Source organism: Zoogloea ramigera (assembly GCF_006539865.1).
Classification (GTDB): domain Bacteria; phylum Pseudomonadota; class Gammaproteobacteria; order Burkholderiales; family Rhodocyclaceae; genus Zoogloea; species Zoogloea ramigera.
Map to the genome: position 1 here is coordinate 47,358 of NZ_BJNV01000007.1, position 26,150 is coordinate 73,507.

Sequence of the window (26,150 nt, forward strand, 5' to 3'; positions counted from 1 at the left end):
CGGAGCGGAAAGCGGGAAAGGCCGCGATTATACAAGGCCTTGCAGCCTCGCCGCAGCCCGCCGACAGCCCGGCCAGGCGTGGTGGGGGCCCGCTCTCGAGTCGGGGCTGAGCCAAGGCGGCCGTCGAGGCTTGCCCCGCTGCGCGGCGTTGCCCTCTCAAGCGTCGCGCGAGCTCACGGGGCGGCGGCCAGCCCGGGGCGCTGCAGCAGCCCCAGGGCCTGCAGGCGGTCCAGGCTCCAGCCCGGGCCGAGCAGGAGCAGGCGGGTGTTCAGGTCGTCGCGCAGGGCGGCGGCCGGCTCTGCGCCCAGATAGTGCATGCGCCGCTTGCGCAGCGCGACGTAGCCGAGCCGGAAACGGCGCCCCAGGGCGAGCCACAGGGCGTGGGCGCCGGCGGACTGGCGCGCACCGCTGACCAGGCAGAAGCCTTGCTGCAGGCCCCATTCGTACACCGCCGTGGCGATGCCGCGCCGCTGGTAGGCTGGCGCGTACCTGGAATGCGGGGCCCGCACATGGGGGTCGGTGCGGCGGTCGACTTCGATCAGGCGGTTGAACACGGTGTAGCCGGCGAGGCAGCAGCGGACGGTGTCCTCGACATAGACGTAGTGCTCGCCGTCGGCCTCCCGGTGGCGCCACACCAGCCCGGGGGATTGGCTGGGCAGCGTGGTGCAGGCGCCCAGCGGGTCGGCTGCGGTGTGGAGGCGTCGGTGGAGGGTGTCGAGCTCGCTTTCGATGGTCTCATCGGGGCGCTGCACGTCAATGCGCAATTCCATCCGCGGGCACAGGCCCTTGAAGAGGCCGGACAGGCCGTGCGGTAGGGGCGGAAGGGGTAGGGTGGCCATGGCTCAAACCACACCGGGGCCGGCCCACCAGCCGCTCATCAGGCCTTCGGGCTTTTCCGGTGCGCTGACGCGGGCACTGCTTTCCCAGGCTTCAACCTGTACGTCGAGCCCGGCGAACACGCCATAGCCCTGTCCGGCGCGGATGCCTTCGCCGGCCCACAGGCTCTCGCCCGCCCGGATGGCCCCGTCCGCATGGATGACCCCGCCCGCCTTGATCCCCCACCCGGCCTCCAGGTGCATGGCGCCGTGGATCGAACCGCCGGCGGCGATGCCCTGGGCCACCCGCAACTGGGCCTGGGCCGTGAGGTCGCCGCCCACGTGCAGCCCCTTGGCACAGCGTAGGTCGCCCTCGCTGCAGAGGTCGATGCCGACGAAGGCGCTGCCCTCCAGGCGCAGTCGGCCGGCGCAGTGGAGGTTCCAGCCGGCGCGCAGCTCTCCGCCGCAGCGCAGGTCGCCGGCCGACTCCACGCCCCAGCCGGCCCGCAGGTCACCATCGACCGCCACGCGGCCGCCAGCCCGCACCTGGCCTTCGACCCGCAGGTTTCCCCCGACGATCAGGTCGCCGCTGGTGCGCAGGCCGCCCTCTACCCGCAGATCGCCGCCGACGTGCAGCTTGCCTTCGACGTCCACGTTGCCTCGCACCTGCAGCGTGCCTGTGAACACGAGCGCGTCCGCCTCGATTTCATCGACGACCCGTACTTCGCCGGTCGGCCCGAACTGTTCGAGCAGCCAGCATGCGTCGCCGACCCGGCCGGCTGCGACCATCGTGTCGAGCAGCTCCTGGTAATTGCCGCCTTCGTCGAACTGGCGGACGAACCAGCGGAATCCATCGGTGCACGGGCGCTTGGCCCGGACGAAACTTCTTGTGAGAACCATTACATCACCCCTCGGCAAACGGGCTGCCGCGCATGGCGCGGCACTCAGCAGCCCGGGCGGGGGCGTTGCACAGGAAGGGTTTTTCGCGGCCCGGAAAGGCCCGGGGCATGGCCGCTGTCACGGCCGTGGGTGCGAAAAGGAGGGCGCCTGGCTTCCCGCTCTGGCTGCACGTTGAACAAGGCACAGAAAGCTGTGCCCTGGGCAAGGTGCCGTGCGGGGTGGCCTGGGATCAGTCCCGGTTCCGGCCCCGCACGGCCTGGGAAAGCACGGCCGGGGACCCTGTAACCTTGAAGGCCAGCGCCAGCCCGATACCGAGGTGGCCTGACGGAGTCTGCAGTCTGCCGGGCACCCGACGGCCCGCGTCGTGAAACGCGCAGGCGTAAGCGTCGAAGTGCATGGAAGGCATCACGGGCAGACCCGATGGAGAGGGAACCCGATTATAGGCCAGGCGCAGGCCCCCGGGTGAGCGCCGGGGCCGTGAACGACAAAGGGCGGCCCTCAGCCGCCCCTCGTGATGCGCGGGCTTTATCAGCCGCGGCGCATGGCGTCGAAGAACTCTCCGTTGCTCTTCGTTGCCTTGATCTTGTCGAGCAGAAACTCCATCGCATCGATGTCGTCCATGCCGTAGAGCAGCTTGCGCAGCACCCACACCTTTTGCAGCACGTCCGACTTGAGCAGCAGCTCCTCGCGGCGGGTGCCCGAGCGGTTGACGTTGATGGCGGGGTAAACGCGCTTCTCGGCCATCCGGCGATCCAGGTGGATCTCCATGTTGCCGGTGCCCTTGAACTCCTCGTAGATCACGTCGTCCATGCGGCTGCCGGTGTCGATGAGGGCGGTGGCGATGATGGTGAGCGAGCCGCCTTCCTCAATGTTGCGCGCCGCGCCGAAGAAGCGCTTGGGCTTCTGCAGGGCGTTGGCGTCGACACCGCCGGTGAGCACCTTGCCGGAGGCCGGGATCACGGTGTTGTAGGCGCGGGCCAGGCGGGTCAGCGAGTCGAGCAGGATCACCACGTCCTTCTTGTGCTCGACCAGGCGCTTGGCCTTCTCGATGACCATCTCGGCCACCTGAACGTGGCGGATGGCGGGCTCGTCGAAGGTGGAGGCGACGACCTCGCCCTTCACCGAGCGCTGCATTTCGGTGACTTCTTCGGGGCGCTCGTCGATCAGCAGCACGATCACCACCACGTCGGGGTGGTTGGAGGTGATCGAGTGGGCGATGTGCTGCAGCATCACGGTCTTGCCGCTCTTCGGCGGCGCCACCAGCAGGCCGCGCTGGCCCTTGCCGATCGGCGAGATCATGTCGATCACGCGGGAGGTGATGTTCTCCTCGCCGCGGATGTCACGCTCGAGCTTGAGGCACTGGTTGGGGTGCAGCGGCGTGAGGTTCTCGAAGAGGATCTTGTGCTTGGCGGCCTCGGGCGGTTCGAGGTTGACCTTGTCCACCTTCACCAGCGCAAAGTAGCGCTCACCCTCTTTGGGGGTGCGGATCTCGCCCTCGACCGTGTCGCCGGTGTGCAGGTTGAAGCGGCGGATCTGGCTCGGCGACACATAGATGTCGTCGGTGCCTGCCAGGTAGGAGGTGTCGGGTGCGCGCAGGAAGCCGAAGCCGTCGGGCAACACCTCCATGACGCCATCGCCGAAGATCGGCTCACCTTTCTTGGCGCGGTTCTTGAGTAGCGCAAAGACCAGTTCCTGCTTGCGCAGGCGGTTGGCGCCTTCGATTTCGTTGGCAATGGCCATTTCGAGCAATTGGCCGACGTGGAGAGACTTGAGCTCCGAAAGTTGCATGGCAGGCAGGCGTGGGGGAAGAAGGGAAGAGTGCGGTGGGGAAGGGTGTCTGGGGCTGGCGCGGATTCGCTACAGCGGATACAGCAGCAAAAGTGCTCGGACTGTATGGGTTTTACCCTGACTCGCCGCCCGGCGTGGGGCCGGGCTGGCGCTGCGGCAGGGAGGTATGGGTTGCGGGGCTTGCGGGCGGCCGGCCGTGAAGCCGGCCCGCCGGGTGTTACAGGTGGCTGTCGATGAAGGCCGCCAGTTGCGACTTGGACAGGGCGCCGACCTTGGTGGCTTCGATGTTGCCGCCCTTGAACAGCATCAGGGTCGGGATGCCACGGATGCCGTACTTGGCCGGGGTCTCCTGGTTTTCATCGATGTTGAGCTTGGCCACCTTGAGCTTGCCGTTGTAGTCCTTGGCCACTTCGTCGAGGATCGGCGCGATCATCTTGCAGGGACCGCACCACTCGGCCCAGTAATCGACCAGCACGGGGCTCGAGGACTGCAGAACCTCTGCTTCGAAGTTCGCATCGGTGACGTAATGGATATGTTCGCTCATGATTCCTCGCGGTCAGGGAGTATTTGGATTTGTTGTCGGGGAGAGGGGCTTCCGGAGGGGCCGGAAAGAAGGCAGCCCGTGCAACGAGATACGGATGTCTGGATGCTATCGAATATTCTCCGGCAAGAAAAGCGCTTTTCTTGCCGCAAGCTCGCCACGCATCACGATCTGTGGTAGCCCGGGCACAGTCGCCGGGCGCTGCCAAGCGGGCACTGTGGCGGCGTCGACGCCGGGCGGATGCGGTATATTCGGCGCCACATCTGCTACATACGGTAGTGTGTTTCATCCCGGATTCCACCCCGCGGCCGGCTTCCCGCCCGGCCGCCCCCACAGACAGGAGCGCCCCATGACCTATGTCGTCACCGAAAACTGCATTCGCTGCAAATACACCGACTGCGTCGATGTGTGCCCGGTGGATTGCTTCCGCGAGGGGCCGAACTTCCTGGTGATCGACCCGGAAGAGTGCATCGACTGCACTCTCTGCGTGGCCGAATGCCCGGCCGAGGCGATCTTCGCCGAAGATGACGTGCCCGCCGGCCAGGAGGCCTTCATCGCCCTCAACGCCGAGCTGTCCGCCAACTGGAAGCCCATCGTCGAGCGCAAGGACCCGCCGGCCGACGCCGACGACTGGCGTGGTGTGAAGGACAAGCTGAAGTTCCTCGAGCGCTGAGCCCGCAGCGGGCCACGGCCCGTCGCCACGGCCAACCGAGCCGCCGACCTTGATCGCCCCCCGCCCGGGGGCGATTTTTTTGCGCCGGCCATCTGTGCGCGGCAGCACCCGCCCCTGCGGCCCGTCGTCGGCCGGCTTGGTCGTGCCCGGGCGTCTGCCGGCCGACGGCCACCCGCATTGCGAGCGCCACCGGGAGGCGGTCGAGACCCGGTGGTCGGGGCGGCCGGTGTGTCGTGCCTTGCCGCCTGTCAGTGGAGAACCGTGCAGACTGGGGTAAATCCCTATCTCCGGCCGCTTCTCGCCACGCTGGCAATCGAATAACATGGTTGCTGATATTGTTTCGGGCGCTCGACGCCACCCAAAGGACTCCAAAATGCTGGTTAGTGAAATTCTGGCGATCAAGGGCAAGGTGCTGTTCACGGTCTCGTCCAACCGGACCCTCTCCGAGGCCGTGGCGGTCATGACGGAGCAGGACGTCGGTTCCCTGGTGGTTTTCGACAAGGGTCGCATGGTCGGCCTCCTGACCTTCCGCGAAGTGCTCGTCGCCACCCAGAAGGCCGGCGCCGACTGGCAGGCACTGCCGGTGGCAGAGGCCATGCTCAAGGATCCCGTGGCGGCCGGCGTCAACATGCAGATGGACGAGCTCCGCCGCCTGATGGTCGAGAACCACCAGCGCTACCTGCCGGTGATGGACGACACGACCCTGATGGGCGTGGTGTCCTTCCACGACGTGGCCCGGGCAGTGCTCGAAGAGCAGAGCTTCGAGAACCGCATGCTCAAGAATTACATCCGCAACTGGCCGGCCGAGGAAGACGCGGTCTGAGCGCCGCCGGGCTTCGGCCCGGATCGATTCAAAGGTAGCAAACAGGCCGCTCCGCGCAGGGGGCGGGCGGCCTGAGAACAAGGCGCAACAAGCGCCGGTCGAATACGTTGGAAGCTGGTGCCGCAGGGCGCCGGGCCGCCTGGGGAGGGCGGGTCCCCGATTCCGGCGGGTTGCTGCACTGCAGCGCCCGGCGGGTCGTCATGGACTCATCACCAACGATAAAGGAGACGCAATGAACAAGATCTGGCTGAAAAGCTATCCCCCTGGCGTGCCCGCCGAAATCGACGTGGGCGAGTTCTCCTCGCTCGCCGATCTCTTCGACAAGGGTGTTCGCAAGTATGCCGAGCACACGGCTTACATCAACATGGGCAAGACCATCAGCTACCGCGAGCTGGAGGTGCTGTCCGGGCAGTTTGCCGCTTATCTGCAGGGTGAGCTGAAGCTCGCCCCGGGTGCCCGCGTCGCGCTGATGATGCCCAACTGCCTGCAGTACCCGATCGCCATGTTCGGGGTGCTGCGTGCCGGCTACACGGTGGTCAATGTCAACCCGCTCTACACCGCCCGCGAGCTCGAGCACCAGCTGTGCGATGCTGGTTGCGAGGCGATCGTCATCGTCGAGAACTTTGCCCACACCCTCCAGGAAGTCGCCAGCCAGGTGACGTCCCTGCGCCATGTGGTGGTGACCGGGCTCGGCGACATGCTGGGCTTCCCGAAATCGCTGCTGGTGAACTTCGTCGTCCGCCACGTCAAGAAGATGGTGCCGCCCTGGAGCCTGCCCCAGGCGGTGACGTTTCGCGAGGCGCTGCGCCAGGGCGCGGCCCATCCGCTGAAGCCGGTCCCGATCACCCACGACGACCTCGCCTACCTGCAATATACGGGCGGCACCACCGGCGTCGCGAAGGGCGCCATGCTGACCCACGGCAACATCATCGCCAACCTGCAGCAGGCTCATGCGTGGATCAGCCCCTACGTGAAGGAGGGCGAGGAGCTGATCGTCACCGCCTTGCCGCTCTATCACATCTTTTCGCTGACCGCGAACTGCCTGACTTTCTTCAAGATCGGTGCCAGCAATCTGTTGATCACCAACCCCCGGGACATCCCCGGCTTCGTGGCCGAGATGGGCAAGTATCCGTTCACGGTGATCACCGGCGTGAACACGCTCTTCAACGCGCTGCTCCACAACCCGGATTTCGAGAAGCTGGATTTTTCGACGCTGAAAGTCTCCCTCGGGGGCGGGATGGCGGTGCAGCAGGCCGTGGCCGAGCGCTGGAAGAAGCTCACCGGCAAGACCCTGGCCGAGGCCTACGGGCTGACCGAAACCTCGCCGGCGGTGTGCATCAACCCGCTGGATCTGCCCGAGTTCAACCACTCGATCGGCCTGCCGATTTCGTCCACCGACATCAGCCTGCGCGACGACGACGGCTACGAGGTGCCGCTCGGCATGCCCGGCGAGCTATGTGTCAAAGGCCCCCAGGTGATGAAGGGCTATTACCAGCGCCCCGAGGACACCGTCCGCGCCTTCACCCATGACGGCTACCTGCGCACCGGCGATGTGGCCATCATCGACGAGGCCGGCTTCGTGCGTATCGTCGACCGCAAGAAGGACATGATCCTGGTGTCCGGCTTCAATGTTTATCCCAATGAAGTCGAGGACGTGGTGGCGTCGCACCCGGGCGTGCTCGAGGTGGCTGCGCTCGGGGTGCCCGACGAGCACTCGGGCGAGGCGGTCAAGATCTTCGTGGTCCGCAAAGACCCCAGCCTCACCGCCGAGGCGCTGATCGCCCATTGCCGGGGGGCGCTGACGGGCTACAAGGTGCCCAGGTTCGTCGAGTTCCGCGACGAGCTGCCCAAGAGCAACGTGGGCAAGATCCTGCGCCGCGTGCTGCGTGACGCCCCCCCGGCTGCCTGAAACGCCTCGTGCCGGCTCGCCCCGGCGCGGGCTGCTGCGATGCAAAAACTGCTTGTGTTTAAACGGTTTTGTGCTAATAATCCTGGAGCTGTCTTATACATGACCCAGCCGAACACATGAACCTTCACGCCGCAATCCTTCCGCTCGACGTCGTAGTTGTACGCGTAGTAAGCGTAGGTGCTCGCGCGTCGTAAGGGTTGCTGGCAGTAGATCAGAGATTTCAGACCCCCGCCGGCGCGCAACCGGCGGGGGTTTTGTCATTTTATTGCGCCCCCGGCCCGGACTGCAGTACGGCTCCCAAGCCCCAAGGAGAACCTCGATGATGCAAATGACTGGAGCAGACCTGATCGTCAAGCTGCTCGAACGGCAAGGAATCAGCACGATCGCCGGCGTGCCCGGCGGTGCAGCCCTGCCCATGTACGACGCGCTGTCCAAGAGCGAGACGATTCACCACGTGCTGTGCCGCCACGAGCAGGGCGCCGGTTTCATCGCCCAGGGCATGGCCCGGGTGTCCGGCCGCCCCGAGGTCTGCCTGGCCTCCAGCGGCCCCGGCGCGACCAACCTGGTCACCGCCATTGCCGACGCCAAGCTCGACTCGATCCCCATCATCGCGCTCACCGGCCAGGTGCCCCTGTCGATGATCGGTACCGACGCCTTCCAGGAAGTCGACACCTACGGGATGACCATCCCCATCACCAAGCACAACTTTCTGGTGCGTTCGGCGAAGGATCTGCTCGAGGTCATCCCGGCGGCTTTCCGCATCGCCATGTCGGATCGCCCCGGCCCGGTGCTGGTCGACGTGCCGAAGGACGTGCAGAACCAGATGGTGAGCTTCGACGCCTACCCCGACGTGGTGCTGCCTGACGCTGCGCCCACCTTCGACATCGCCGCCGTCGAAGAGGCCGCGAAGATGATCGAGGCTGCCGAGCGCCCGGTGCTCTACCTGGGCGGCGGCGTGATCCACTCCGGCGCCGCGGCGATGGCCGTGACCCTCGCCGAGCAGGCCTCGCTGCCCACCACCATGACCCTGATGGCCCTCGGCGCGATGCCCATGGACCACCCGCTCGCCATCGGCATGCTGGGCATGCACGGCGCCCGCTACACCAACTACGTGCTCGAAGAGGCCGACCTGCTGATCTGCGTCGGCGCCCGCTTCGACGACCGCGCCATCGGCAAGACCGCCGAATTCTGCCCGAACGCCAAGATCATCCACATCGACATCGACCGCTCCGAGCTGCACAAGGTCAAGGATGCCCACGTGGCCATCGCTGGCGATGTGGGCCAGGTGCTCGCCGAGCTGCTGCCGCGGGTCAAGCCGCAGCTGCGCAAGCGCTGGTTGTCCCACGTGGAGAGCCTCAAGGGCCGCTTCCCGCTGGCCATGCCGGGCATCGAAGACCCGCGCACGCCCTACGGCCTGATCCACGCGGTGGCCAACTGCCTCGACGACAGCGCCATCATCACCAGCGACGTCGGCCAGCACCAGATGTGGGTGGCCCAGGCCTACCCGTTCCGGCGCTCCCGCCAGTGGCTCAACTCCGGTGGCCTCGGCACCATGGGCTTCGGCTTCCCGGCGGCCATCGGCGCGGCCCTGGCGGCGCCCGAGCGCACCGTGGTGTGCTTCTCGGGTGACGGCAGCCTGAAGATGAACATCCAGGAGATGGCCACCGCCGCCCAGGAAGGTGTCAACGTCAAGATCATCCTGATGAACAACCAGTCCCTCGGCCTGGTGCATCAGCAGCAGAACCTGTTCTACGGCAAGCGCATCATGGCCTCCCGCTACGAGCGCCCGACCGACTTCCTGAAGATCGCCGAAGGCTTTGGCATGCGGGCGGTCGACCTCGACCCGTCGCCCAACCCCCGCGCCACCCTGGCCGAAGCCCTGCACACGCCCGGCCCCTGCCTGATCCACGCGACGATCGACCCGAATGAGTTCGTCTACCCGATGGTGCCGCCGGGCGCCGCCAACTCCGAGATGATCGGCTGAGCCAGAGGAGAGAAAACGATGTCCGAACAAAACGCCAAGCCGCTGTCCGAGTTCATCCCCGATGTGCCGGAAACCACTGGTTTCAACAAGGTCGTGCTGGAGCTCGGCGTGGCCAACCACCCGGGGGTGATGAGCCACATCTGCAACCTGTTTGCCCGGCGTGCCTTCAACGTCGAAGGCATCCTGTGCATGCCGGTGGGCTCCGGCGAGACCAGCCGCATCTGGCTGCTGGTGTTCGAGGATCAGCGCCTCGAGAAGATGATCCGTCAGGTCGAGAAGCTCGAGGACGTGCGCTATGTCGAGCGTCACGCCGGTGACCACCCGGTCTTCGGCCGTCTCGACGAGTTCTTCCAGTAAGCCTGCCCGTCACGCCGTCGGCCCGGGGCCGGCGGCGGTGCTAGACTGTGCTATGTGTTTGTCGGCCGGCGTTGCCGGCCTTTTTCCATTTTCACCCTTCGCGAGTCCTCCATGTCCGGTAACACGATCGGCAAGCTGTTCTGCGTCACCTCCTTCGGCGAATCCCACGGCCCGGCCATCGGCTGTGTGGTGGACGGCTGCCCGCCGGGGCTGGCGATTACCGAGGCGGACATCCAGGCCGAGCTCGACCGGCGCAAGCCCGGCACCTCGCGCCACGTCACCCAGCGCCGGGAGCCGGACAGCGTCGAGATCCTGTCGGGGGTGTTCGAGGGCGTCACCACCGGTACCCCGATCGCGCTGCTGATCCGCAACCAGGACCAGCGCTCCAAGGACTACGGCAACATCGCCGAAAGCTTCCGCCCGGGCCACGCCGACTACGGCTACTGGCAGAAATACGGCATCCGCGACTACCGCGGCGGCGGCCGCTCGTCGGCGCGGGAGACCGCGGTGCGGGTGGCGGCGGGGGCGATCGCCCGCAAGTGGCTCCTCGAGCGCTACGGCATCGTGATCCGCGGCTACATGGCCCAGCTCGGCCCCGTCGAGATCCCGTTTGCGTCGTGGGCCGACGTGCGCGGCAACGCCTTCTTTGCGCCCAACCAGGCCGTCGTGCCCCAGCTCGAGGCCTACATGGACGATCTGCGCAAGTCGGGTGATTCGGTCGGCGCGCGGATCAACGTGGTCGCCAGCGGTGTGCCCGTCGGCTGGGGCGAGCCGGTGTTCGACCGCCTCGACGCCGACATCGCCTACGCCATGATGAGCATCAACGCCGTCAAGGGCGTCGAGATCGGCGCCGGCTTTGCCAGCGTCGCCCAGCTCGGCACCCAGCACTCCGACGAGATGTCGCCCAGCGGTTTCTTGTCGAACCAGGCCGGTGGCGTGCTCGGCGGCATCTCCACCGGCCAGGACGTGGTGGTGAGCATGGCCATCAAGCCCACCTCCAGCACGCGTCTCGACCGTCAGTCGGTCAACAAGGCCGGCGAGCCGGTGGTGGTCAACACCCACGGGCGCCACGACCCCTGCGTCGGCATCCGCGCCACGCCGATCGCCGAAGCCATGCTGGCAATCGTCCTGATGGACCACGCCCTGCGCCACCGTGCCCAGAATGGCGACGTGACCACCTCGACCCCGAAGATCGCCGGCCTCGCCCCGGGGCTTGTCCAGGCCGTTCCGTCACCGCGTGCCGAGGATTGACCCCGGTCAACTTTTTGCCTGCCCCGGCGGCGTAAAGTGAATCGCATGAAAGGTTTGCAATTCATTTACGAAGTGGGAGAAGCGGCATGCAGCAACATGATCTGGTCCACGAATTGCCCGAGTTCAAGGCTAAGGTGGAGGCACTGAAGGCATCCGACGGGCAGTTTTCACGTCTCGTCGATGAATACGAGGAAGTCAATCGGCATGTGGTGAGCGTCGAGTCGAACGTCGAACCGGCGACTGATTTCGCCCTCGAGGACATGAAAAAGCGCCGCCTCAAGCTGAAGGATCAACTCTACGACATCCTGAAGTCCGCCTGATTCGCCTCTGATCCCGGTGTGATCCGGGGCCGAAAAAAGAGCGCCTGAGAGCGCTCTTTTTTTATCCGGCGGCAGTCTTCCCACGAAGCTTTCCGATGATTCCCTACTGGCGCCTGTCCGGCTACTACTTCTTCTACTTTGCCTTCGTCGGCGCCTTCTCGCCGTACTTCAGCCTCTACCTCCAGTCCGTCGGCAGCACCGCGGCGCAGATCGCGGTGCTGATGTCGCTGATGTCGGTGATGCGGATGCTCGCGCCCGCCCTATGGGGCGCGCTGGCCGACCGCCTGGGGGTGCGGGTGCCTATCGTGCGCCTGTCGGCGCTGCTGTCGATGCTGGGCTTCGCCGGCTTTCTGGTCAGCGATGCCTACGCCGCGCTGTTCGCGAGCATGGCTTTTCTGGCCTTTTTCTGGAGTGCCGCGCTGCCCCTCGTCGAGGCGCTCACCTTCGCCCACCTGGAGGGGCAGTCTGGCCGCTATGGCAACATCCGGGTGTGGGGTTCGGTGGGTTTCATCCTGGCGGTGCTGGGCCTCGGCTATCTCCTCGACGATCTGCCGATCCGCACCGTGTTGTGGGTGACCCTGGCCACCCTGGGCGGAATCCTGGCCTGCGCGCTGGTGATTCCCGAGGCGGGGCGGCCTGCGCACATGCCGCCGCATCGGCCCCTGGGCACGATCCTGCGGCGGCCGGAGGTGCGTTCGCTGCTGCTCGCCTGCTTCTTCATGTCGGCCGCCCACGGCGCGCTCTACGTTTTCTATTCGCTGCATCTTGTCGAGCATGGCTACAGCAAGACCCTGGTCGGCTGGATGTGGACCCTCGGCGTGATCGCCGAGATTGCCGTTTTCATGGGCATGCCCCAGCTGCTGCGGGCCTTCTCGCTGCGCGGCATCCTGGTGTTCAGCTTTGCTGCGGCGATCCTGCGCTTCCTGCTGATCGGCTGGGCCGCGGATTCCCTGGCCCTGCTGCTGTTCGCCCAGGTGCTGCACGGGGCCACCTTCGGCGCCTACCATGCGGCGGCCGTGGTGGCGGTGAATGAATGGTTCGGCAGCCAGCACCAGGCCCGCGGTCAGGCCTTGTACGGCAGCATCTCCTTCGGGGCAGGAGGAATGATGGGTGGTGTGCTGAGCGGCTACACTTGGGACTGGATCGGATCGGCCTGGACGTATTCCCTGGGCGCCGTGTTTGCGTTGATCGGCTTGCTGGTGCTCATCGGCGGCTGGCGGGAGCCTTCCGCGGGCGAGCGGGTCTGAAGAGAGCGTTGTAGTTGTGGAGATCGGGATGATGAAGATGCTTGTGGCGCTGGGTCGCCGGGTGGTGGGGCTGCTGCCCCTGGCGGTGCTTGCCGCTCTGGTCACGGGGTGTCAGACGGTGCAGACGACCCAGGGCGGGGTGGTGGGGGTCGAGCGGGAGCAGCGGATGATGGTGTCGGCCAACGAGATGGTTTCGGCGTCGGCGCAGAGCTATCAGAAGATCCTGCAGGAGGCCCGCCAGAAAAACGCCCTCAACCGCGACCCGGCCCAGGTGGAGCGGGTGCGTAACGTGGCCCGGCGGCTGATCCCGGCCACTGGCGCCTTCCGCCCCGATGCGCCGGCCTGGAAGTGGGAGGTTAACGTGCTGAGCTCCAACGAGCTCAACGCCTGGTGCATGGCCGGCGGCAAGATCGCCTTCTACACGGGAATCATCGACCGCCTGCAGCTGACCGACGACGAGATCGCCGCCATCATGGGCCACGAGATCGCCCACGCCCTGCGCGAACACGCCCGCGAGCGCGCCTCCCAGACCATGATGACCAACATCGGGGTCAGCGTGCTGGGGGCCGTGCTGGGCGCCGGCCAGATGGGCACCGACCTCATCGGTACGGTGGCCAAGGTGAGCTTCCAGCTGCCCAACAGCCGTGAACACGAGACCGAGGCCGACCGCATGGGGGTCGAGCTGGCGGCCCGCGGGGGCTACGATCCGCGGGCCGCCATCAGCCTGTGGAAGAAGATGGCGAAGGCCTCCAACGGTGGGCCGCCCCAGTGGCTGTCGACCCACCCGTCCAACGAAACCCGTCAGGGCGATCTCGCCCAGTATGCCTCCCGGGTGATGCCCCTCTACGAGCAAGCTACTCAGCGGCCGAGGGCTGTGAAATAATTGAAGTTTAATTGCTCCTGACGCCCTTCATTCGCCCATGCAAGCGCAAACGCTCTACGAAAAACTGTGGTCCAGCCACGTGGTGCACGTCGAAGACGACGGCACTGCGCTGATCTACATCGACCGCCACCTGGTGCACGAAGTCACCAGCCCGCAGGCCTTCGAGGGCCTCAAGCTGGCTGGGCGCAAGCCTTGGCGCGTGGACTCCATCGTCGCGACGGCCGACCACAACACGCCCACCGACCACTGGGAGAAGGGCATCCTCGACCCGGTCTCGCGTCAGCAGGTCGAGACCCTCGACAGCAACATCCGCGAGGTCGGAGCGCTGGCTTACTTTCCGTTCAAGAACGAGCGCCAGGGCATCGTGCACGTGATCGGCCCCGAGAACGGCGCCACGCTGCCGGGCATGACCGTCGTCTGCGGTGATTCCCACACCTCCACCCACGGCGCCTTCGCCTGCCTGGCTCACGGTATCGGCACCTCCGAAGTCGAGCACGTGATGGCCACCCAGTGCCTGCTCCAGAAGAAGTCCAGGACCATGCTGATCCAGGTCGACGGCGAGCTCGGCGCCGGCGTCACCGCCAAGGACATCGTCCTGGCCATCATCGGCCGCATCGGCACCGCCGGCGGTACTGGCTACGCAATCGAATTCGCCGGCAGCGCGATCCGCAGCCTGTCGATGGAAGGGCGCATGACCATCTGCAACATGGCCATCGAGGCGGGCGCCCGCGCCGGCCTGGTGGCCGTGGACGACAAGACCGTCGACTACCTCAAGGGGCGCCCCTTCTCGCCCACCGGCGAAGCCTGGGAGCGTGCCGTGGATTACTGGCGCACCCTGCACTCCGACGAGGGCGCGCAATTCGACGCGGTGGTCGAGCTCGACGCCGCCAAGATCCTGCCGCAGGTCACCTGGGGCACCTCGCCCGAGATGGTCGCCGCCATCGATGGCATCGTCCCCGATCCGGCCCTCGAGTCCGACCCGGTGAAGCGCGAAGGCATGGAGCGGGCACTGCAGTACATGGGTCTCAAGGCGCGCACGCCGATCGCCGAGATCCCGGTCGACAAGGTCTTCATCGGCTCTTGTACCAACTCGCGCATCGAAGACCTCCGCGCCGCCGCCGAGGTCGCCAAGGGCCGCCGCAAGGCCGACAACGTCAAGCTGGTGCTGGTGGTGCCGGGCTCCGGCCTCGTCAAGCGTCAGGCCGAAGCCGAAGGCCTCGACAAGGTTTTCCTGGCCGCCGGTTTCGAGTGGCGCGAGCCGGGCTGCTCGATGTGCCTGGCGATGAATGCCGACCGCCTCGAGCCGGGCGAGCGCTGCGCGTCCACCTCCAACCGCAACTTCGAAGGCCGTCAGGGCGCCGGTGGGCGCACCCACTTGGTGAGCCCGGCGATGGCAGCCGCCGCGGCCGTCACCGGCCATTTTGCCGACGTTCGCACGCTGGCCTGAGGGTGGCAACGATGCGTAAACTCGCAACCATCGCCGGCCTGTTGTTCGCCATGTCGCTGCTGAGCGCCTGCAACACCGTGCAGGGGCTCGGCAAGGATCTTGAAAAGGGTGGCGAAGCCATCCAGAAGGTAGCCAAGTAAATGAAGCCTTTCCAGAAACTCGACGGCCTCGTGGCGCCCATGGATCGCGCCAACGTGGATACCGACGCGATCATCCCGAAGCAGTTCCTCAAGTCGATCAAGCGTAGTGGCTTCGGCCCCAACCTGTTCGACGAGTGGCGCTACATGGACGTCGGCCAGCCCGGCCAGGACAACTCCGGCCGCCCGCTCAACCCCGAGTTCGTGCTCAACCAGCCCCGCTACAAGGGCGCCGAGATCCTCCTCACCCGCGACAACTTCGGTTGCGGCTCGTCCCGCGAGCACGCTCCGTGGGCCCTCGAGGATTTCGGTTTCCGCGTGCTCATCGGGCCGAGCTTTGCCGACATCTTCTTCAATAACTGCTTCAAGAACGGCCTCCTGCCGATCAAGCTGGCGGCCGACGAGGTGGATGCCCTGTTCGCCCAATGCCACGGCAGCGAGGGCTATCGCCTCGCCGTCGATCTGCAGGCCCGGACGATCACCCGCCCCGACGGCAAGGTGCTCGCTTTCGACGTGGACCCGTTCCGCCGCGAATGCCTGCTCAACGGCTGGGACGACATCGGCCTGACCCTGCGTCACGCCGACAAGATCCGCGACTTCGAAGCGAAGCGCCGCATCGCTCAACCCTGGTTGTTTGCCTGATAGCCTGGCGGCCCCGTGCCGCCGGCAAAACCAACGATAAAAACGGAAAACCACATGAAAATCTGCGTTCTGCCGGGTGACGGCATCGGCCCCGAAATCATCGACCAGACCCTCCGCGTCCTCGAGGCCATGCGTGGTGACGGCGTCAACTTCGAGGCCGAGTTTGCCCTGGTCGGCGGCGCTGCCGTCGACGCCACCGGCAAGCCCCTGCCCGAAGCCACCTCCAGGCTCGCCGACGAGGCCGACGCGCTGCTGCTGGGCGCCGTGGGTGGCCCGAAGTGGGACAGCTACCCCCGCGATCAACGCCCCGAGCTCGGCCTGCTGGGTATCCGCAAGCAGCTCCAGCTGTTCGCCAACCTGCGCCCGGCCATCCTCTACCCAGAGCTCGCCAACGCCTCGTCGCTGAAGCCCGAGATCGTCGCCGGCCTGGACATCCTGATCGTGCGCGAGCTCACCGGCGACATCTACTTCGGCCAGCCCCGCGGCATCCGTGAAGAGAACGGCGAGCGCGTGGGGTTCAACACGATGATCTACTCCGAGTCCGAGATCCGCCGCATCGGCAAGGTGGCCTTCGAGGCTGCCCGCAAGCGCGGCAAGAAGCTGTGCTCCGTCGACAAGATGAACGTCCTCGAAACCACCCAGCTGTGGCGCGACGTGATGATCGAGCTCTCCGCCGACTACCCGGACGTCGAGCTCACCCACATGCTGGTCGATAACGCCGCGATGCAGCTCGTCCGCGCGCCCAAGCAGTTCGACGTGATGGTTACCGGCAACATGTTCGGCGACATTCTGTCCGACGAAGCCTCCATGCTCACTGGCTCCATCGGCATGCTGCCGTCGGCCTCCCTCAACGCCGAGGGCAAGGGCATGTACGAGCCGAGCCACGGCTCCGCCCCGGACATCGCCGGCAAGAACCTGGCCAACCCGCTGGCGACGATGCTGTCTGCGGCCATGATGCTGCGCTACAGCTTCAACCTGGAAGCCCAGGCCGCCCGCATCGAGAACGCCGTCAAGAAGGTGCTCGCCGCGGGTTACCGCACCGGCGACATCTACGAGCCGGGCACCCGCCGCGTGGGCACGAAGGAAATGGGCGACGCGGTCATCGCGGCACTGTGAGCATCAATAAAACAATTCAAGTCTGATCGGGGATAACTATGAAAAGAGTGGGTCTGGTTGGCTGGCGTGGCATGGTCGGTTCCGTGCTCATGCAGCGCATGCGTGAAGAGAACGATTTTGCACTGATCGAGCCGGTGTTCTTCACCACCTCGAACACGGGTGGCAAGGCGCCGAACTTCGGCAAGGAAGCCCCGGCGCTGAAAGACGCCAAGAGCATCGACGAGCTGAGGGCGATGGACATCATCATCACCTGCCAGGGCGGCGACTACACCAGCGAGGTTTACCCCAAGCTGCGCGCAGCCGGCTGGAACGGCCACTGGATCGACGCGGCCTCGTCGCTGCGCATGGACCCGAAGGCGGTCATCATCCTTGATCCGGTCAACCTGAACGTGATCAAGGATTCCCTCGCCAAGGGCGGCCGCGACTGGATCGGTGGCAACTGCACCGTGTCGCTGATGCTGATGGCCCTCGGCGGCCTGTTCCAGCGCGATCTGGTGGAGTGGGCGACCTCCATGACCTACCAGGCCGCCTCCGGCGCCGGCGCCCAGAACATGCGCGAGTTGCTGTCCCAGATGGGCGAGCTCAACCGCTCTGTCAAGGAGCTCCTCGACGACCCGGCTTCCGCCATCCTCGACATCGACCGCGAAGTGGCCGGCACGATGCGCGACGAGGCCTTCCCGTCGTCCAACTTCGGCGTGCCGCTGGCCGGCTCGCTGATCCCGTGGATCGACAAAGACCTCGGCAACGGCCAGTCCAAGGAAGAATGGAAGGGCGGCGTCGAGACCAACAAGATCCTCGGCCGCGGCGAGGGCTTCGGCTCCCCGGCGGTGCCCATCGACGGCCTCTGCGTGCGCATTGGTGCGATGCGCTGCCACAGCCAGGCGCTGACGCTCAAGCTTAAGAAGGACATCCCCATCGACGAGATCGAGGCCATGCTGGCCAGCGCCAACGACTGGGTCAAGGTTGTCCCGAACCAGCGCGAAGCCTCGATGCGCGACCTCACCCCGACTGCCGTCACCGGCACCCTCACGGTCCCGGTCGGCCGCCTGCGCAAGCTGGCAATGGGCGGCGAGTACCTGTCCGCGTTCACCGTCGGCGACCAGCTGCTGTGGGGCGCCGCCGAGCCGCTGCGCCGGATGCTGCGTGTGCTGCTCGAAGCCTGAGTCGGTCAGAACGGCTTGAAAAAGGCGGCTTCGGCCGCTTTTTTCTTTTTTGCGCAACATCTTCGTGCGTAGCTTGGGGAGTCTAATGACGGCTTGAACTTGCCTCACCATATCCATGATGTTATGTTCATCGATAACTCGATTTCGATGATCAGCCTTCGTGCCTAAGAAACTTGTGAATAGCCGTCTAAAACGCACCCTGATCGCCGTTGCGGTCAGCGCCGTGTCCCTCAGTGCCAGCGCGGCAGGTCTGGGCCGTATCACGGTCCTGAGCGGCCTTGGCCAGCCTCTGCGTGCCGAGGTCGAAATTGCGGCGACACCGGAAGAGCTCCAGAACCTGACCGCCAGGCTCGCCTCCGCGGAAGCCTTCCGTCAGGCGGGAGTCGACTACTCCCCCTCGGTGAGCGGCCTGCGCATGGCCGTCGAGCGACGGGGCAACGGCGCAGTCGTCCGGGTGAGCAGCGACAGGCCGATCAACGAGCCCTTCGTCGACATGCTGGTCGAGCTCAACTGGTCGTCGGGGCGGTTGATCCGCGAGTACACCTTTCTCCTCGATCCGCCGGATACCGGTGTCGGCCGGGCGCCGGCCGTCGTCTCGAGCCCCGAATTCAGGTCTGCTCCCCGGGTTGCCGAACAGGCCCCCCGTCGTGCAGCCGCTCCGCGTGCGCCCCGCCAAGCCGCCGCCGCGGGTGGTGGTGCCGCTGCAGGCCGGACTTATCTGGTCCAGCCCGGCGATACCCTCAATCGCATCGCCCTCGAGACCCGTCCTGACGGCGTCTCCGTCGAGCAGATGTTGACAGCCCTGTTCCAGGGCAATCGCTCGGCCTTCGAGGCCGATAACGTCAACCGCCTGCAGGCCGGCAAGATCCTCCGCATTCCCGATGCAGAAGGCGTTCGTCAGCTCGCCGGCGACGCGCCGCGTCAGCAGGTGCTGGCCCACTCCTCCGACTTCGGCCGCTATCGCCAGAAGCTGGCCGAGCAGGCGGCCGCGGCTGCGCCCAAGGAGGCGCCGGTTCGTCAGAGCAGCGCAGGCAAGATCGGCGCCAAGGTCGAAGATCGGGCGCCCGCCGCTGCCGGCTCGAGCGATCAGCTGAAAGTCTCCAAGAGCGAAGAGGGTGCCCGTCCGGGCGCCGCCGGTGGCGAGAAGTCCGTCGCACGGCTGCAGGCCCTCGAGGAAGATCTCGTCTCCCGCGACAAGGCCTTGCGGGAGGCCAATGCGCGCCTCGCGGAGCTCGAGAAGAGCATCAAGGAGCTTCAGCGTCTCGTCGAGCTGAAGAGCCAGGGCATGGCCCAGATGCAGGCGGAGGCGCCTGCCCAGCCGGCACCTCAGCTCGCCCAGGCACCTCAGGCGGCGGTGGCGCCGGCAGCGGCGCCTGCGCCCGAAACGGTGCAGCCGCCTGCGCCTCCGCCCGCCCCCGAACCCGAAGCCCCCGCCCCGGCCCGGGAGCCCGAGCCGCCCGTCGAGTTGAAGCCGGCTCCGGTGCCCGAGACCAAGCCTGTGGTGCAGCCGGCCGCCCCCGAAGCCCAGCCCGCCGCCGCACCGTCCGAAGACATGTCGCTGCTGCTCGGTGGAGGCAGCATCCTCGCGCTTCTGCTCGGCTGGGGCGCCTACAAGTTTTACAAACGCCGCAACGGCCAGGGTGCGCCCACGACGACGCCGGCCTTGTCCGAATTCGGTGACAGCTCCAATTCGGTGTTCGGTGCCGCAGGTGGCCAGAGCGTCGATACCGGCAGCAGCAGCCAGATCCAGACCGACTTCAGCCAGTCGGGCCTGTCCTCCATCGATACCGATGAAGGGGTCGACCCGGTCGCTGAAGCGGATGTTTACATGGCTTATGGGCGCGATGCCCAGGCCGAAGAAATTCTCCTCGACGCCCTCAAGACCGATCCGGGCCGCACCGGGGTGCACCTGAAGCTGCTCGAGATCTACGCCCAGCGCAAGAACCTCAAGCAGTTCGAAACCTCTGCAACCGAGCTCTACTCGCTCACCGGCGGTAACGGCCAGGATTGGGAAAAGGCAGCTGCGCTCGGGCGTAAGGTCGATCCGGACAGCCCCTTGTACCGCATCCCGGCCCCGGGCGTCGCCGCAGGGCCGAGCGCCATGCCGGCAGCCGTGGCCTCCGCGGCGATGGGCAGCATGGAGCAGGGGCCGCGGACGATTTCGGCGGCCGCGCTTCCCGAGACCGGTTTCATTTCCGCGGGTGGTGGACGCCGGGTCAGCACAGAGCCCGACTTCATGTCGGGTGATTCTGCGCTGCTCGGCGGTGACGATCCCCTCGAGTCGCCCTCGCAGCTCAAGGATACCTGGGCGCTCCCGGGTGAGCTCAACCAATACGCCAGCCTCGAAGACATCGACCGGGCCCACGACGCCCAGGTTGCCCCCGCCCCGAGTGCGCCGGTCCTCGATTTCGATCTTGACCTCAACGCCCCCAGTGACGACGGCAGCAGCGCGCGTACCGTCGCGTTGGGCGGCAACAGCCCGTCGGCGAGCAGCGGCCTCGATTTTGACCTGGGCTTCGACCAGCCCCATGCAACGCCGTCTTCGATGGGTGCCACCTTGGTCGCGGGTGACGTCATGCCCCGGAGCCTGCAGGCAACCTCAACCCGTTCCCAGCAGATGTCGGACAACTTCGCGTTGCCCGACCCCAACGAGCTGGACTTCGAGGTCAGCTCCGAGTTCGGTGAGCGGCACGCCGATTCCCGTGAGCAGACCGTCGATGTGGATCTGACCGCGACACTGGCTGACGACAGCCTCCGGGAGCGCGTGGGTTCAGCCACGGCCGATCTGGAACGCACGAGTTTCGACAGCAGCCTCCTCGATTTCGACTTCGAGCTCGATGAAAAGGCAGAGCCCAAGGTTCCGCCGCGTGCCTCGTTCGCCACCTCAAGCAACCTGAACGCGATCGACATGGAGCTCAGCCGCACCGTCGATACCGCAATCGAGCTGCCGGACGCGGGCCCTCCCACCGAGCCGCCCCTCGATCTGGATCTTCAGCAGGAGGTCGCGACCAAGCTGGAACTGGCCCGCGCCTATGAAGAAATGGGCGACAAGGAAGGCGCGCGGGAACTGGTTGAAGAAGTTCTGCGGGAGGGCTCCGGCCGCCAGCAGAGCGAAGCCCGCTTGATTCTCGGCCGCCTGTCCTGATTACGCGGAGCGATAACGAAGCTTCGAATTCGTGCTGAACAGCCTGCATCCGGCGACGCGTCTCGTCGGGTGGATAGCCTTGATCGTTTTCGTACAACTGGCCCGAGGCCCCCTCTTGTGGGGCTTCGGGCTTGTCGTTGTAACGCTGGGCCTTTCGTTTGCCCGGCAGCGGAGCCTGCGGCTGGTGCGGCGCGCCCGATTCCTGCTGATCGTTCTGGTCGTCCTGTTCGCCTTTTTTACACCTGGCGAGGCGCTGGTTTCGGCGCTCGGACAGGCTGGGCCGACGCGTGAGGGCCTGATGCTGGCGGCCAGCCATGGTGTTCGCCTGCTTTCGGTGCTCATCCTGGTCGCTCTTCTCCTTGAAACGACTGACGAAAGGACGCTGGTGTCCGGATTGATGACTCTGGCCTCGCCGCTTGGCAAGTTCGGCTTTCCCGTGGAGCGTCTGGCGCTTCGCGTGCTGCTGGTGATGGCCTACGTGGAGCGGCCGCCGGAGGGCGGCTGGAGGGCGCTCCTCGACGGCCGTGCCGACACGCCCTCGGGGCCCGGTTTGCGGGTTCGTCGGCAGGCCCTGGCGGTGCCCGATCGGTTTTTGATCGGGGCCTTGCTGGTGCTGATTGTCTGGGGAGCGTTCCGGTGAGGATCGCGATCGGCATCGAATACGCCGGGAACGCCTTTGAAGGCTGGCAGACCCAGCCCCACGGACGCACCGTGCAGGACTTCCTCGAGCGGGCGCTGGCACAGATCGCCCAGGAGCCGGTCAAGCTCGTGTGCGCCGGGCGCACCGACACGGGGGTTCATGCCAGCATGCAGGTGGCCCATTTCGACACCGCGGCCCATCGGCCCCTCGAGGCCTGGGTGAGGGGCGTCAATAGCCATCTGCCGGCGAGCATCGGCGTGCTGTGGGCGGTGGAGGTGGATGAGAGCTTTCATGCCCGCTTCAGCGCCGAGGCGCGTCGCTATCGGTATGTGCTCCTCAACCGGCGGATTCGCCCCGGGCTTGCCGGTGGGCGGGTCGGGTGGACCCACGGCGATCTCGACGAGGAGGCGATGGCAGCGGCGGCGGCCTGCCTCGCGGGTGAGCACGATTTCACGTCTTTCCGCGCCGCCGAATGTCAGGCCAAGTCGCCGGTTCGACTGATGCACTCGGTGTCGGTCCAGCGACGGGGCGAGGTGGTCGTGTTCGACTTTCACGCCAACGCCTTTCTCCATCACATGATCCGCAACCTGGTGGGCTCGCTGGTGTTCGTGGGCAAGGGCCGCCGCCCGGTGGACTGGATGGCCGAGCTGCTGGCAGCGCGTAACCGCAGCCTCGCGGCGCCCACCTTCGCGCCGGATGGGCTCTACCTGTGTGGTGTCGACTATCCGCCCCAGTGGCCGCTGCCCGGTGGGGGGCGTATCATCGCGCCTCCGCAACTCCTGCTGCCGTGAGCCCCGTGCTTCATCGTACCCGTATCAAGATCTGCGGCCTGACCCGCGAAGAGGACGTTCGCGCCGCCGTCGCGGCCGGTGCCGACGCGATCGGCTTCGTGTTCTATCCGCCGAGCCCGCGCTACGTGAGCTTCGAGCGTGCAGCGGAGCTGGCACGTCTCGTGCCGCCCTTCGTGAGCATCGTCGGATTGTTTGTGAACCCGGCGCCGGATTTCGTTCGGGAGGCGCTGGCCAAGGTACCGTTGCAGGTTCTGCAGTTTCATGGCGATGAGCAGGAAACCAACTGCGTTGGCTTCGGTCTGCCTTACATCAAGGCGGCGCGGATGCGCCCTGGCCTTGATCTGTTAAAATACGCAGCTTGTTTCCCGGGCGCCCAGGGTTTGCTGGTGGATGCCTTCGTCGAAGGTTACGGCGGCGGCGGTGAAACCTTCGACTGGTCGCTCATTCCCTCCAAACTGCCTTTGCCTCTGATCCTTTCCGGTGGGCTCAATGCCGGGAACGTCGCCGAGGCGGTCCGGTGTGTTCAGCCCTGGGCCGTGGATGTGTCGAGTGGCGTGGAGGCCGCGAAGGGAATCAAGGATGCAGTCCGAATCATCGAATTTGTTGCCGGAGTTCAACATGCACATGGCTGATGCCCCCTACGATCTACCCGATGCACGCGGTCACTTCGGCCCCTATGGCGGCATTTTCGTCGCAGAAACGCTGATCCCGGCCCTCACCGAATTGCGCCAGGCCTATGAAGAGGCCCAGCAGGATCCGGCTTTCGTCGCCGAGTTCAAGTACGAACTGAAGCACTACGTCGGTCGCCCCAGCCCCATCTACCACGCCAAGCGCTGGTCGGAGTTGCTCGGTGGCGCCCAGATTTACCTGAAGCGCGAAGATCTCAACCACACCGGCGCGCACAAGATCAACAATTGTATCGGCCAGGCCATGCTCGCCCGTCGGATGGGCAAGCCCCGCGTGATCGCCGAGACCGGCGCCGGCCAGCACGGCGTGGCAACGGCCACCGTGGCGGCCCGCTACGGCATGGAGTGCGTGGTTTACATGGGCTCCGAAGACGTCCGGCGCCAGGCGGCCAACGTCTATCGCATGAAGCTCCTCGGCGCCACCGTGGTGCCCGTCGAGAGCGGCTCGAAGACCCTCAAGGACGCCCTCAACGAGGCCATGCGCGACTGGGTCACCAACATCGGCAACACCTTCTACATCATCGGCACCGTGGCCGGCCCCCATCCTTACCCGATGATGGTCCGCGACTTCCAGACCGTGATCGGCAAGGAGTGCATCGACCAGATGCCCGAGATGGCGGGGCGCCAGCCCGACTACGTGATCGCCTGTGTCGGTGGTGGTTCGAACGCGATGGGGATCTTCCACCCTTACATCGAACACGCCGACGTGCGCCTCGTCGGTGTCGAGGCGGCCGGCAGCGGCATCGACACCGGCATGCACGCAGCCTCGCTGTCGGCCGGCCGGCCGGGGGTGCTACACGGCAACCGCACCTACCTGCTGCAGAACGAAGACGGCCAGATCATCGAAACCCACTCGATCTCGGCGGGCCTCGACTACCCCGGCGTCGGCCCCGAGCACGCCTGGCTGAAGGACATCGATCGCGCCCAGTACGTGGGCGTCACCGATGCCGAGGCGCTGCAGGGTTTCCACGATCTGTGCCGCTTCGAGGGCATCATCCCGGCCCTCGAGTCGTCCCACGCGCTGGCCTATGCCGCCAGGCTGGCCCCCACCTTGTCGAAGGACAAGGTGCTGCTGGTCAATCTTTCCGGCCGGGGCGACAAGGATATGCACACCGTTGCCGAGAAGTCCGGCATCCAGTTCTGATCTTCACGGCCCCGCCGGTGTTTCCGGTGGGGCCGCTGACCATTGATACCCATGTCCAGAATCCAACACACTTTCAAGCGGCTCGCAGGGGAAGGGCGCAAGGCGCTCATCCCTTTCATCACCGCCGGTGACCCCGCCCCCGAGCTGACCCTGCCGCTGATGCAGGCGCTGGTGGCCGGTGGTGCCGACATCATCGAGCTCGGCGTCCCGTTCTCCGACCCGATGGCTGATGGCCCGACCATTCAGCGCGCCTCCGAGCGGGCGATTGCCGCCGGCATGAGCATGCGCAAGGTCCTCGACATCGTGCGCAGCTTCCGTGCCACGGGCGACGAGACGCCCGTTGTGCTGATGGGCTACGCCAATCCGATCGAGGCGATGGGTGTCGAGCCCTTCACCCGCGCGGCGGCCGAAGCCGGCGCCGACGGCGTGCTGGTGGTCGACTATCCCCCCGAGGAATGCCATGAGTTCGCCGCCAGCTGCAAGGCGGCCGGGCTCGATCCGGTCTTCCTGCTGGCGCCCACCTCCACCGAGCAGCGCTTTGCCGATGTGGCGGTGGCCGGTAGCGGTTACATCTACTATGTCTCGCTCAAGGGTGTCACGGGCTCGGCGACCCTCGACCTCGATGAAGTGGCGCGGCGCATCCCGGTTATCCGCGACAAGGTCGGGATGCCGGTCGGCGTTGGCTTCGGCATCCGCGACGCGGCCACCGCAGCGCGCATCGCCGGCCTGGCCGATGCGGTGGTGATCGGCAGCCGCATCATCGAAGAGATCGAGCAAAGCAGCCACGCCGAAGCGCCGGCGCGTGTCACGGCCTTCATCCGGGGCGTGCGCGAGGCGATGGATGCGGCGGTCACGCAGCCGGGAGGTGCCCGGTGAGCTGGCTCAAGAAACTCCTGCCCCCCAAGATCAAGCGTGACACGCCTTCCGGTCGCAAGGCGATCCCCGAAGGCCTGTGGAGCAAGTGCCCGGCCTGTGAGGCCGTGTTGTACCGCTCCGATCTGGAGAGCAACCTCAACGTCTGCCCCAAGTGCGGTCACCACCAGCGCATCCGCGCGCGCCAGCGCATCGACCTGCTGCTCGACCCCGAGGGCCGCTTCGAGATCGGTGCCGAGGTGGTGCCGGTCGACCCGCTCAAGTTCAAGGACTCCAAGCGCTACCCTGATCGCCTCGCGGCGGCCAACGAGGATACCGGCGAGGCCGACGCGCTGCTCGTGGTGCAGGGCGCGATCAAGACCGTGCCCGTGATCGTGGCCTGTTTCGAGTTCGAGTTTCTTGGTGGCTCGATGGGCTCGGTGGTGGGCGAGCGCTTCGTGCGGGGCGTGAAGGCCGCGCTGGAGCAGCGGCTGCCTTTCATCTGCGTCACCGCAACGGGCGGCGCGCGGATGCAGGAAGGCCTGTTCTCGCTGATGCAGATGGCCAAGACCACCGCCGCAATCACTCAGCTGGCCGACCGCAAGCTCCCCTTCATCACCCTCCTGACCGACCCGACCATGGGCGGCGTGTCGGCCAGCTTCGCCTTCATGGGCGACTTGGTGATCGGCGAGCCCGGCGCCCTCATCGGCTTTGCCGGCCCGCGGGTGATCGAGCAGACCGTGCGCGAAACCCTGCCTGCTGGCTTCCAGCGTTCCGAGTTCCTGCTCGAGAAGGGTGCCCTCGACCTCATCATCGATCGTCGTGAGCTCCGCGACCGCATCGCCGAACTCCTCACCCTGCTCACCCGGCAGGCGTCCGTTCGCAGCGTGGCCTGA

The 26,150-nt window shown here is 66.3% G+C and carries 25 protein-coding genes; 21 read left to right on the forward strand and 4 right to left on the reverse strand.

Features of this window, described 5'->3' with window-relative positions; genetic code table 11:
- Positions 1–173: 173 nt before the first annotated feature.
- The 4 genes from ZRA01_RS02900 to trxA all read right to left on the reverse strand — a co-directional run bounded on the left by ZRA01_RS02900 (position 174) and on the right by trxA (position 4,047).
- The gene (locus tag ZRA01_RS02900) at positions 174–839 is read right to left on the reverse strand and encodes a hypothetical protein (protein WP_246093261.1); all 666 of its coding nucleotides are present in this window, start codon (positions 837–839) and stop codon (positions 174–176) included.
- A gap of 3 nt (positions 840–842) precedes the next feature.
- Positions 843–1,715, reverse strand: coding sequence for a bactofilin family protein (locus ZRA01_RS02905; RefSeq protein WP_141349258.1), 873 nt, complete (start codon positions 1,713–1,715; stop codon positions 843–845).
- Positions 1,716–2,243: 528 nt separating this feature from the next.
- Complete coding sequence (gene rho, locus ZRA01_RS02910; protein WP_141349259.1) at positions 2,244–3,503, reverse strand: transcription termination factor Rho; 1,260 nt, start codon at positions 3,501–3,503, stop codon at positions 2,244–2,246.
- A 217-nt stretch (positions 3,504–3,720) separates the two neighbouring features.
- A complete protein-coding gene (gene trxA, locus ZRA01_RS02915) occupies positions 3,721–4,047 on the reverse strand; it encodes a thioredoxin TrxA (protein ID WP_141349260.1) in 327 nt (108 codons plus the stop codon).
- A 346-nt stretch (positions 4,048–4,393) separates the two neighbouring features.
- Between trxA and fdxA the strand changes: the two genes are divergently transcribed.
- From fdxA to accD, 21 genes are all read left to right on the forward strand, one after another.
- Positions 4,394–4,717 (forward strand): ferredoxin FdxA, encoded by a 324-nt coding sequence (fdxA, locus tag ZRA01_RS02920; RefSeq protein WP_141349261.1) that lies wholly within the window; start codon positions 4,394–4,396, stop codon positions 4,715–4,717.
- Positions 4,718–5,090: 373 nt separating this feature from the next.
- Positions 5,091–5,540 (forward strand): CBS domain-containing protein, encoded by a 450-nt coding sequence (locus ZRA01_RS02925; protein WP_141349262.1) that lies wholly within the window; start codon positions 5,091–5,093, stop codon positions 5,538–5,540.
- Positions 5,541–5,772: 232 nt separating this feature from the next.
- The gene (gene fadD / locus ZRA01_RS02930; RefSeq protein ID WP_141349263.1) at positions 5,773–7,449 is read left to right on the forward strand and encodes a long-chain-fatty-acid--CoA ligase FadD; all 1,677 of its coding nucleotides are present in this window, start codon (positions 5,773–5,775) and stop codon (positions 7,447–7,449) included.
- 319 nt (positions 7,450–7,768) lie between these two features.
- Complete coding sequence (gene ilvB / locus ZRA01_RS02935; protein WP_141349264.1) at positions 7,769–9,433, forward strand: acetolactate synthase large subunit; 1,665 nt, start codon at positions 7,769–7,771, stop codon at positions 9,431–9,433.
- A gap of 18 nt (positions 9,434–9,451) precedes the next feature.
- Positions 9,452–9,790 carry an acetolactate synthase small subunit gene (ilvN, locus tag ZRA01_RS02940; protein ID WP_141349265.1) on the forward strand — a complete coding sequence of 113 codons (339 nt, stop codon included), beginning with the start codon at positions 9,452–9,454 and terminating at the stop codon, positions 9,788–9,790.
- 111 nt (positions 9,791–9,901) lie between these two features.
- Entirely contained in the window at positions 9,902–11,041 is a 1,140-nt protein-coding gene (gene aroC, locus ZRA01_RS02945; protein WP_141349266.1) for a chorismate synthase, read from the forward strand.
- An 86-nt stretch (positions 11,042–11,127) separates the two neighbouring features.
- A complete protein-coding gene (locus tag ZRA01_RS02950; RefSeq protein ID WP_141349267.1) occupies positions 11,128–11,361 on the forward strand; it encodes an HP1242/YdcH family protein in 234 nt (77 codons plus the stop codon).
- A gap of 95 nt (positions 11,362–11,456) precedes the next feature.
- Positions 11,457–12,608 (forward strand): MFS transporter, encoded by a 1,152-nt coding sequence (locus tag ZRA01_RS02955; protein WP_141349268.1) that lies wholly within the window; start codon positions 11,457–11,459, stop codon positions 12,606–12,608.
- 37 nt (positions 12,609–12,645) lie between these two features.
- On the forward strand, positions 12,646–13,491 hold the full coding sequence (locus ZRA01_RS02960) for a M48 family metallopeptidase (RefSeq protein WP_141349370.1): 846 nt from the start codon (positions 12,646–12,648) through the stop codon (positions 13,489–13,491).
- A gap of 37 nt (positions 13,492–13,528) precedes the next feature.
- Complete coding sequence (gene leuC / locus ZRA01_RS02965) at positions 13,529–14,938, forward strand: 3-isopropylmalate dehydratase large subunit (protein ID WP_141349269.1); 1,410 nt, start codon at positions 13,529–13,531, stop codon at positions 14,936–14,938.
- A gap of 11 nt (positions 14,939–14,949) precedes the next feature.
- Positions 14,950–15,078 carry an entericidin A/B family lipoprotein gene (locus tag ZRA01_RS02970; protein WP_141349270.1) on the forward strand — a complete coding sequence of 43 codons (129 nt, stop codon included), beginning with the start codon at positions 14,950–14,952 and terminating at the stop codon, positions 15,076–15,078.
- Positions 15,079–15,717 carry a 3-isopropylmalate dehydratase small subunit gene (leuD, locus tag ZRA01_RS02975; protein WP_141349271.1) on the forward strand — a complete coding sequence of 213 codons (639 nt, stop codon included), beginning with the start codon at positions 15,079–15,081 and terminating at the stop codon, positions 15,715–15,717.
- Positions 15,718–15,771: 54 nt separating this feature from the next.
- The gene (gene leuB / locus ZRA01_RS02980) at positions 15,772–16,833 is read left to right on the forward strand and encodes a 3-isopropylmalate dehydrogenase (protein ID WP_141349272.1); all 1,062 of its coding nucleotides are present in this window, start codon (positions 15,772–15,774) and stop codon (positions 16,831–16,833) included.
- 38 nt (positions 16,834–16,871) lie between these two features.
- Positions 16,872–17,996, forward strand: a complete 1,125-nt coding sequence (asd, locus tag ZRA01_RS02985; RefSeq protein ID WP_141349273.1) for an aspartate-semialdehyde dehydrogenase — start codon at positions 16,872–16,874, stop codon at positions 17,994–17,996.
- 160 nt (positions 17,997–18,156) lie between these two features.
- Positions 18,157–21,141 carry a motility hub landmark protein FimV gene (locus ZRA01_RS02990; RefSeq protein WP_246093263.1) on the forward strand — a complete coding sequence of 995 codons (2,985 nt, stop codon included), beginning with the start codon at positions 18,157–18,159 and terminating at the stop codon, positions 21,139–21,141.
- Between the two features lie 31 nt (positions 21,142–21,172).
- Complete coding sequence (locus tag ZRA01_RS02995) at positions 21,173–21,781, forward strand: CbiQ family ECF transporter T component (RefSeq protein WP_141349274.1); 609 nt, start codon at positions 21,173–21,175, stop codon at positions 21,779–21,781.
- Positions 21,778–22,572 carry a tRNA pseudouridine(38-40) synthase TruA gene (gene truA / locus ZRA01_RS03000; protein ID WP_141349275.1) on the forward strand — a complete coding sequence of 265 codons (795 nt, stop codon included), beginning with the start codon at positions 21,778–21,780 and terminating at the stop codon, positions 22,570–22,572. Before ZRA01_RS02995 ends, truA begins: the two co-directional genes overlap by 4 nt.
- 5 nt (positions 22,573–22,577) lie before the next feature.
- Positions 22,578–23,204 (forward strand): phosphoribosylanthranilate isomerase, encoded by a 627-nt coding sequence (locus ZRA01_RS03005; RefSeq protein ID WP_141349276.1) that lies wholly within the window; start codon positions 22,578–22,580, stop codon positions 23,202–23,204.
- On the forward strand, positions 23,191–24,402 hold the full coding sequence (trpB, locus tag ZRA01_RS03010; RefSeq protein WP_141349277.1) for a tryptophan synthase subunit beta: 1,212 nt from the start codon (positions 23,191–23,193) through the stop codon (positions 24,400–24,402). The genes ZRA01_RS03005 and trpB overlap by 14 nt, the downstream gene beginning before the upstream one ends.
- 51 nt (positions 24,403–24,453) lie before the next feature.
- On the forward strand, positions 24,454–25,278 hold the full coding sequence (gene trpA / locus ZRA01_RS03015; protein ID WP_141349278.1) for a tryptophan synthase subunit alpha: 825 nt from the start codon (positions 24,454–24,456) through the stop codon (positions 25,276–25,278).
- The gene (gene accD, locus ZRA01_RS03020; RefSeq protein ID WP_141349279.1) at positions 25,275–26,150 is read left to right on the forward strand and encodes an acetyl-CoA carboxylase, carboxyltransferase subunit beta; all 876 of its coding nucleotides are present in this window, start codon (positions 25,275–25,277) and stop codon (positions 26,148–26,150) included. The genes trpA and accD overlap by 4 nt, the downstream gene beginning before the upstream one ends.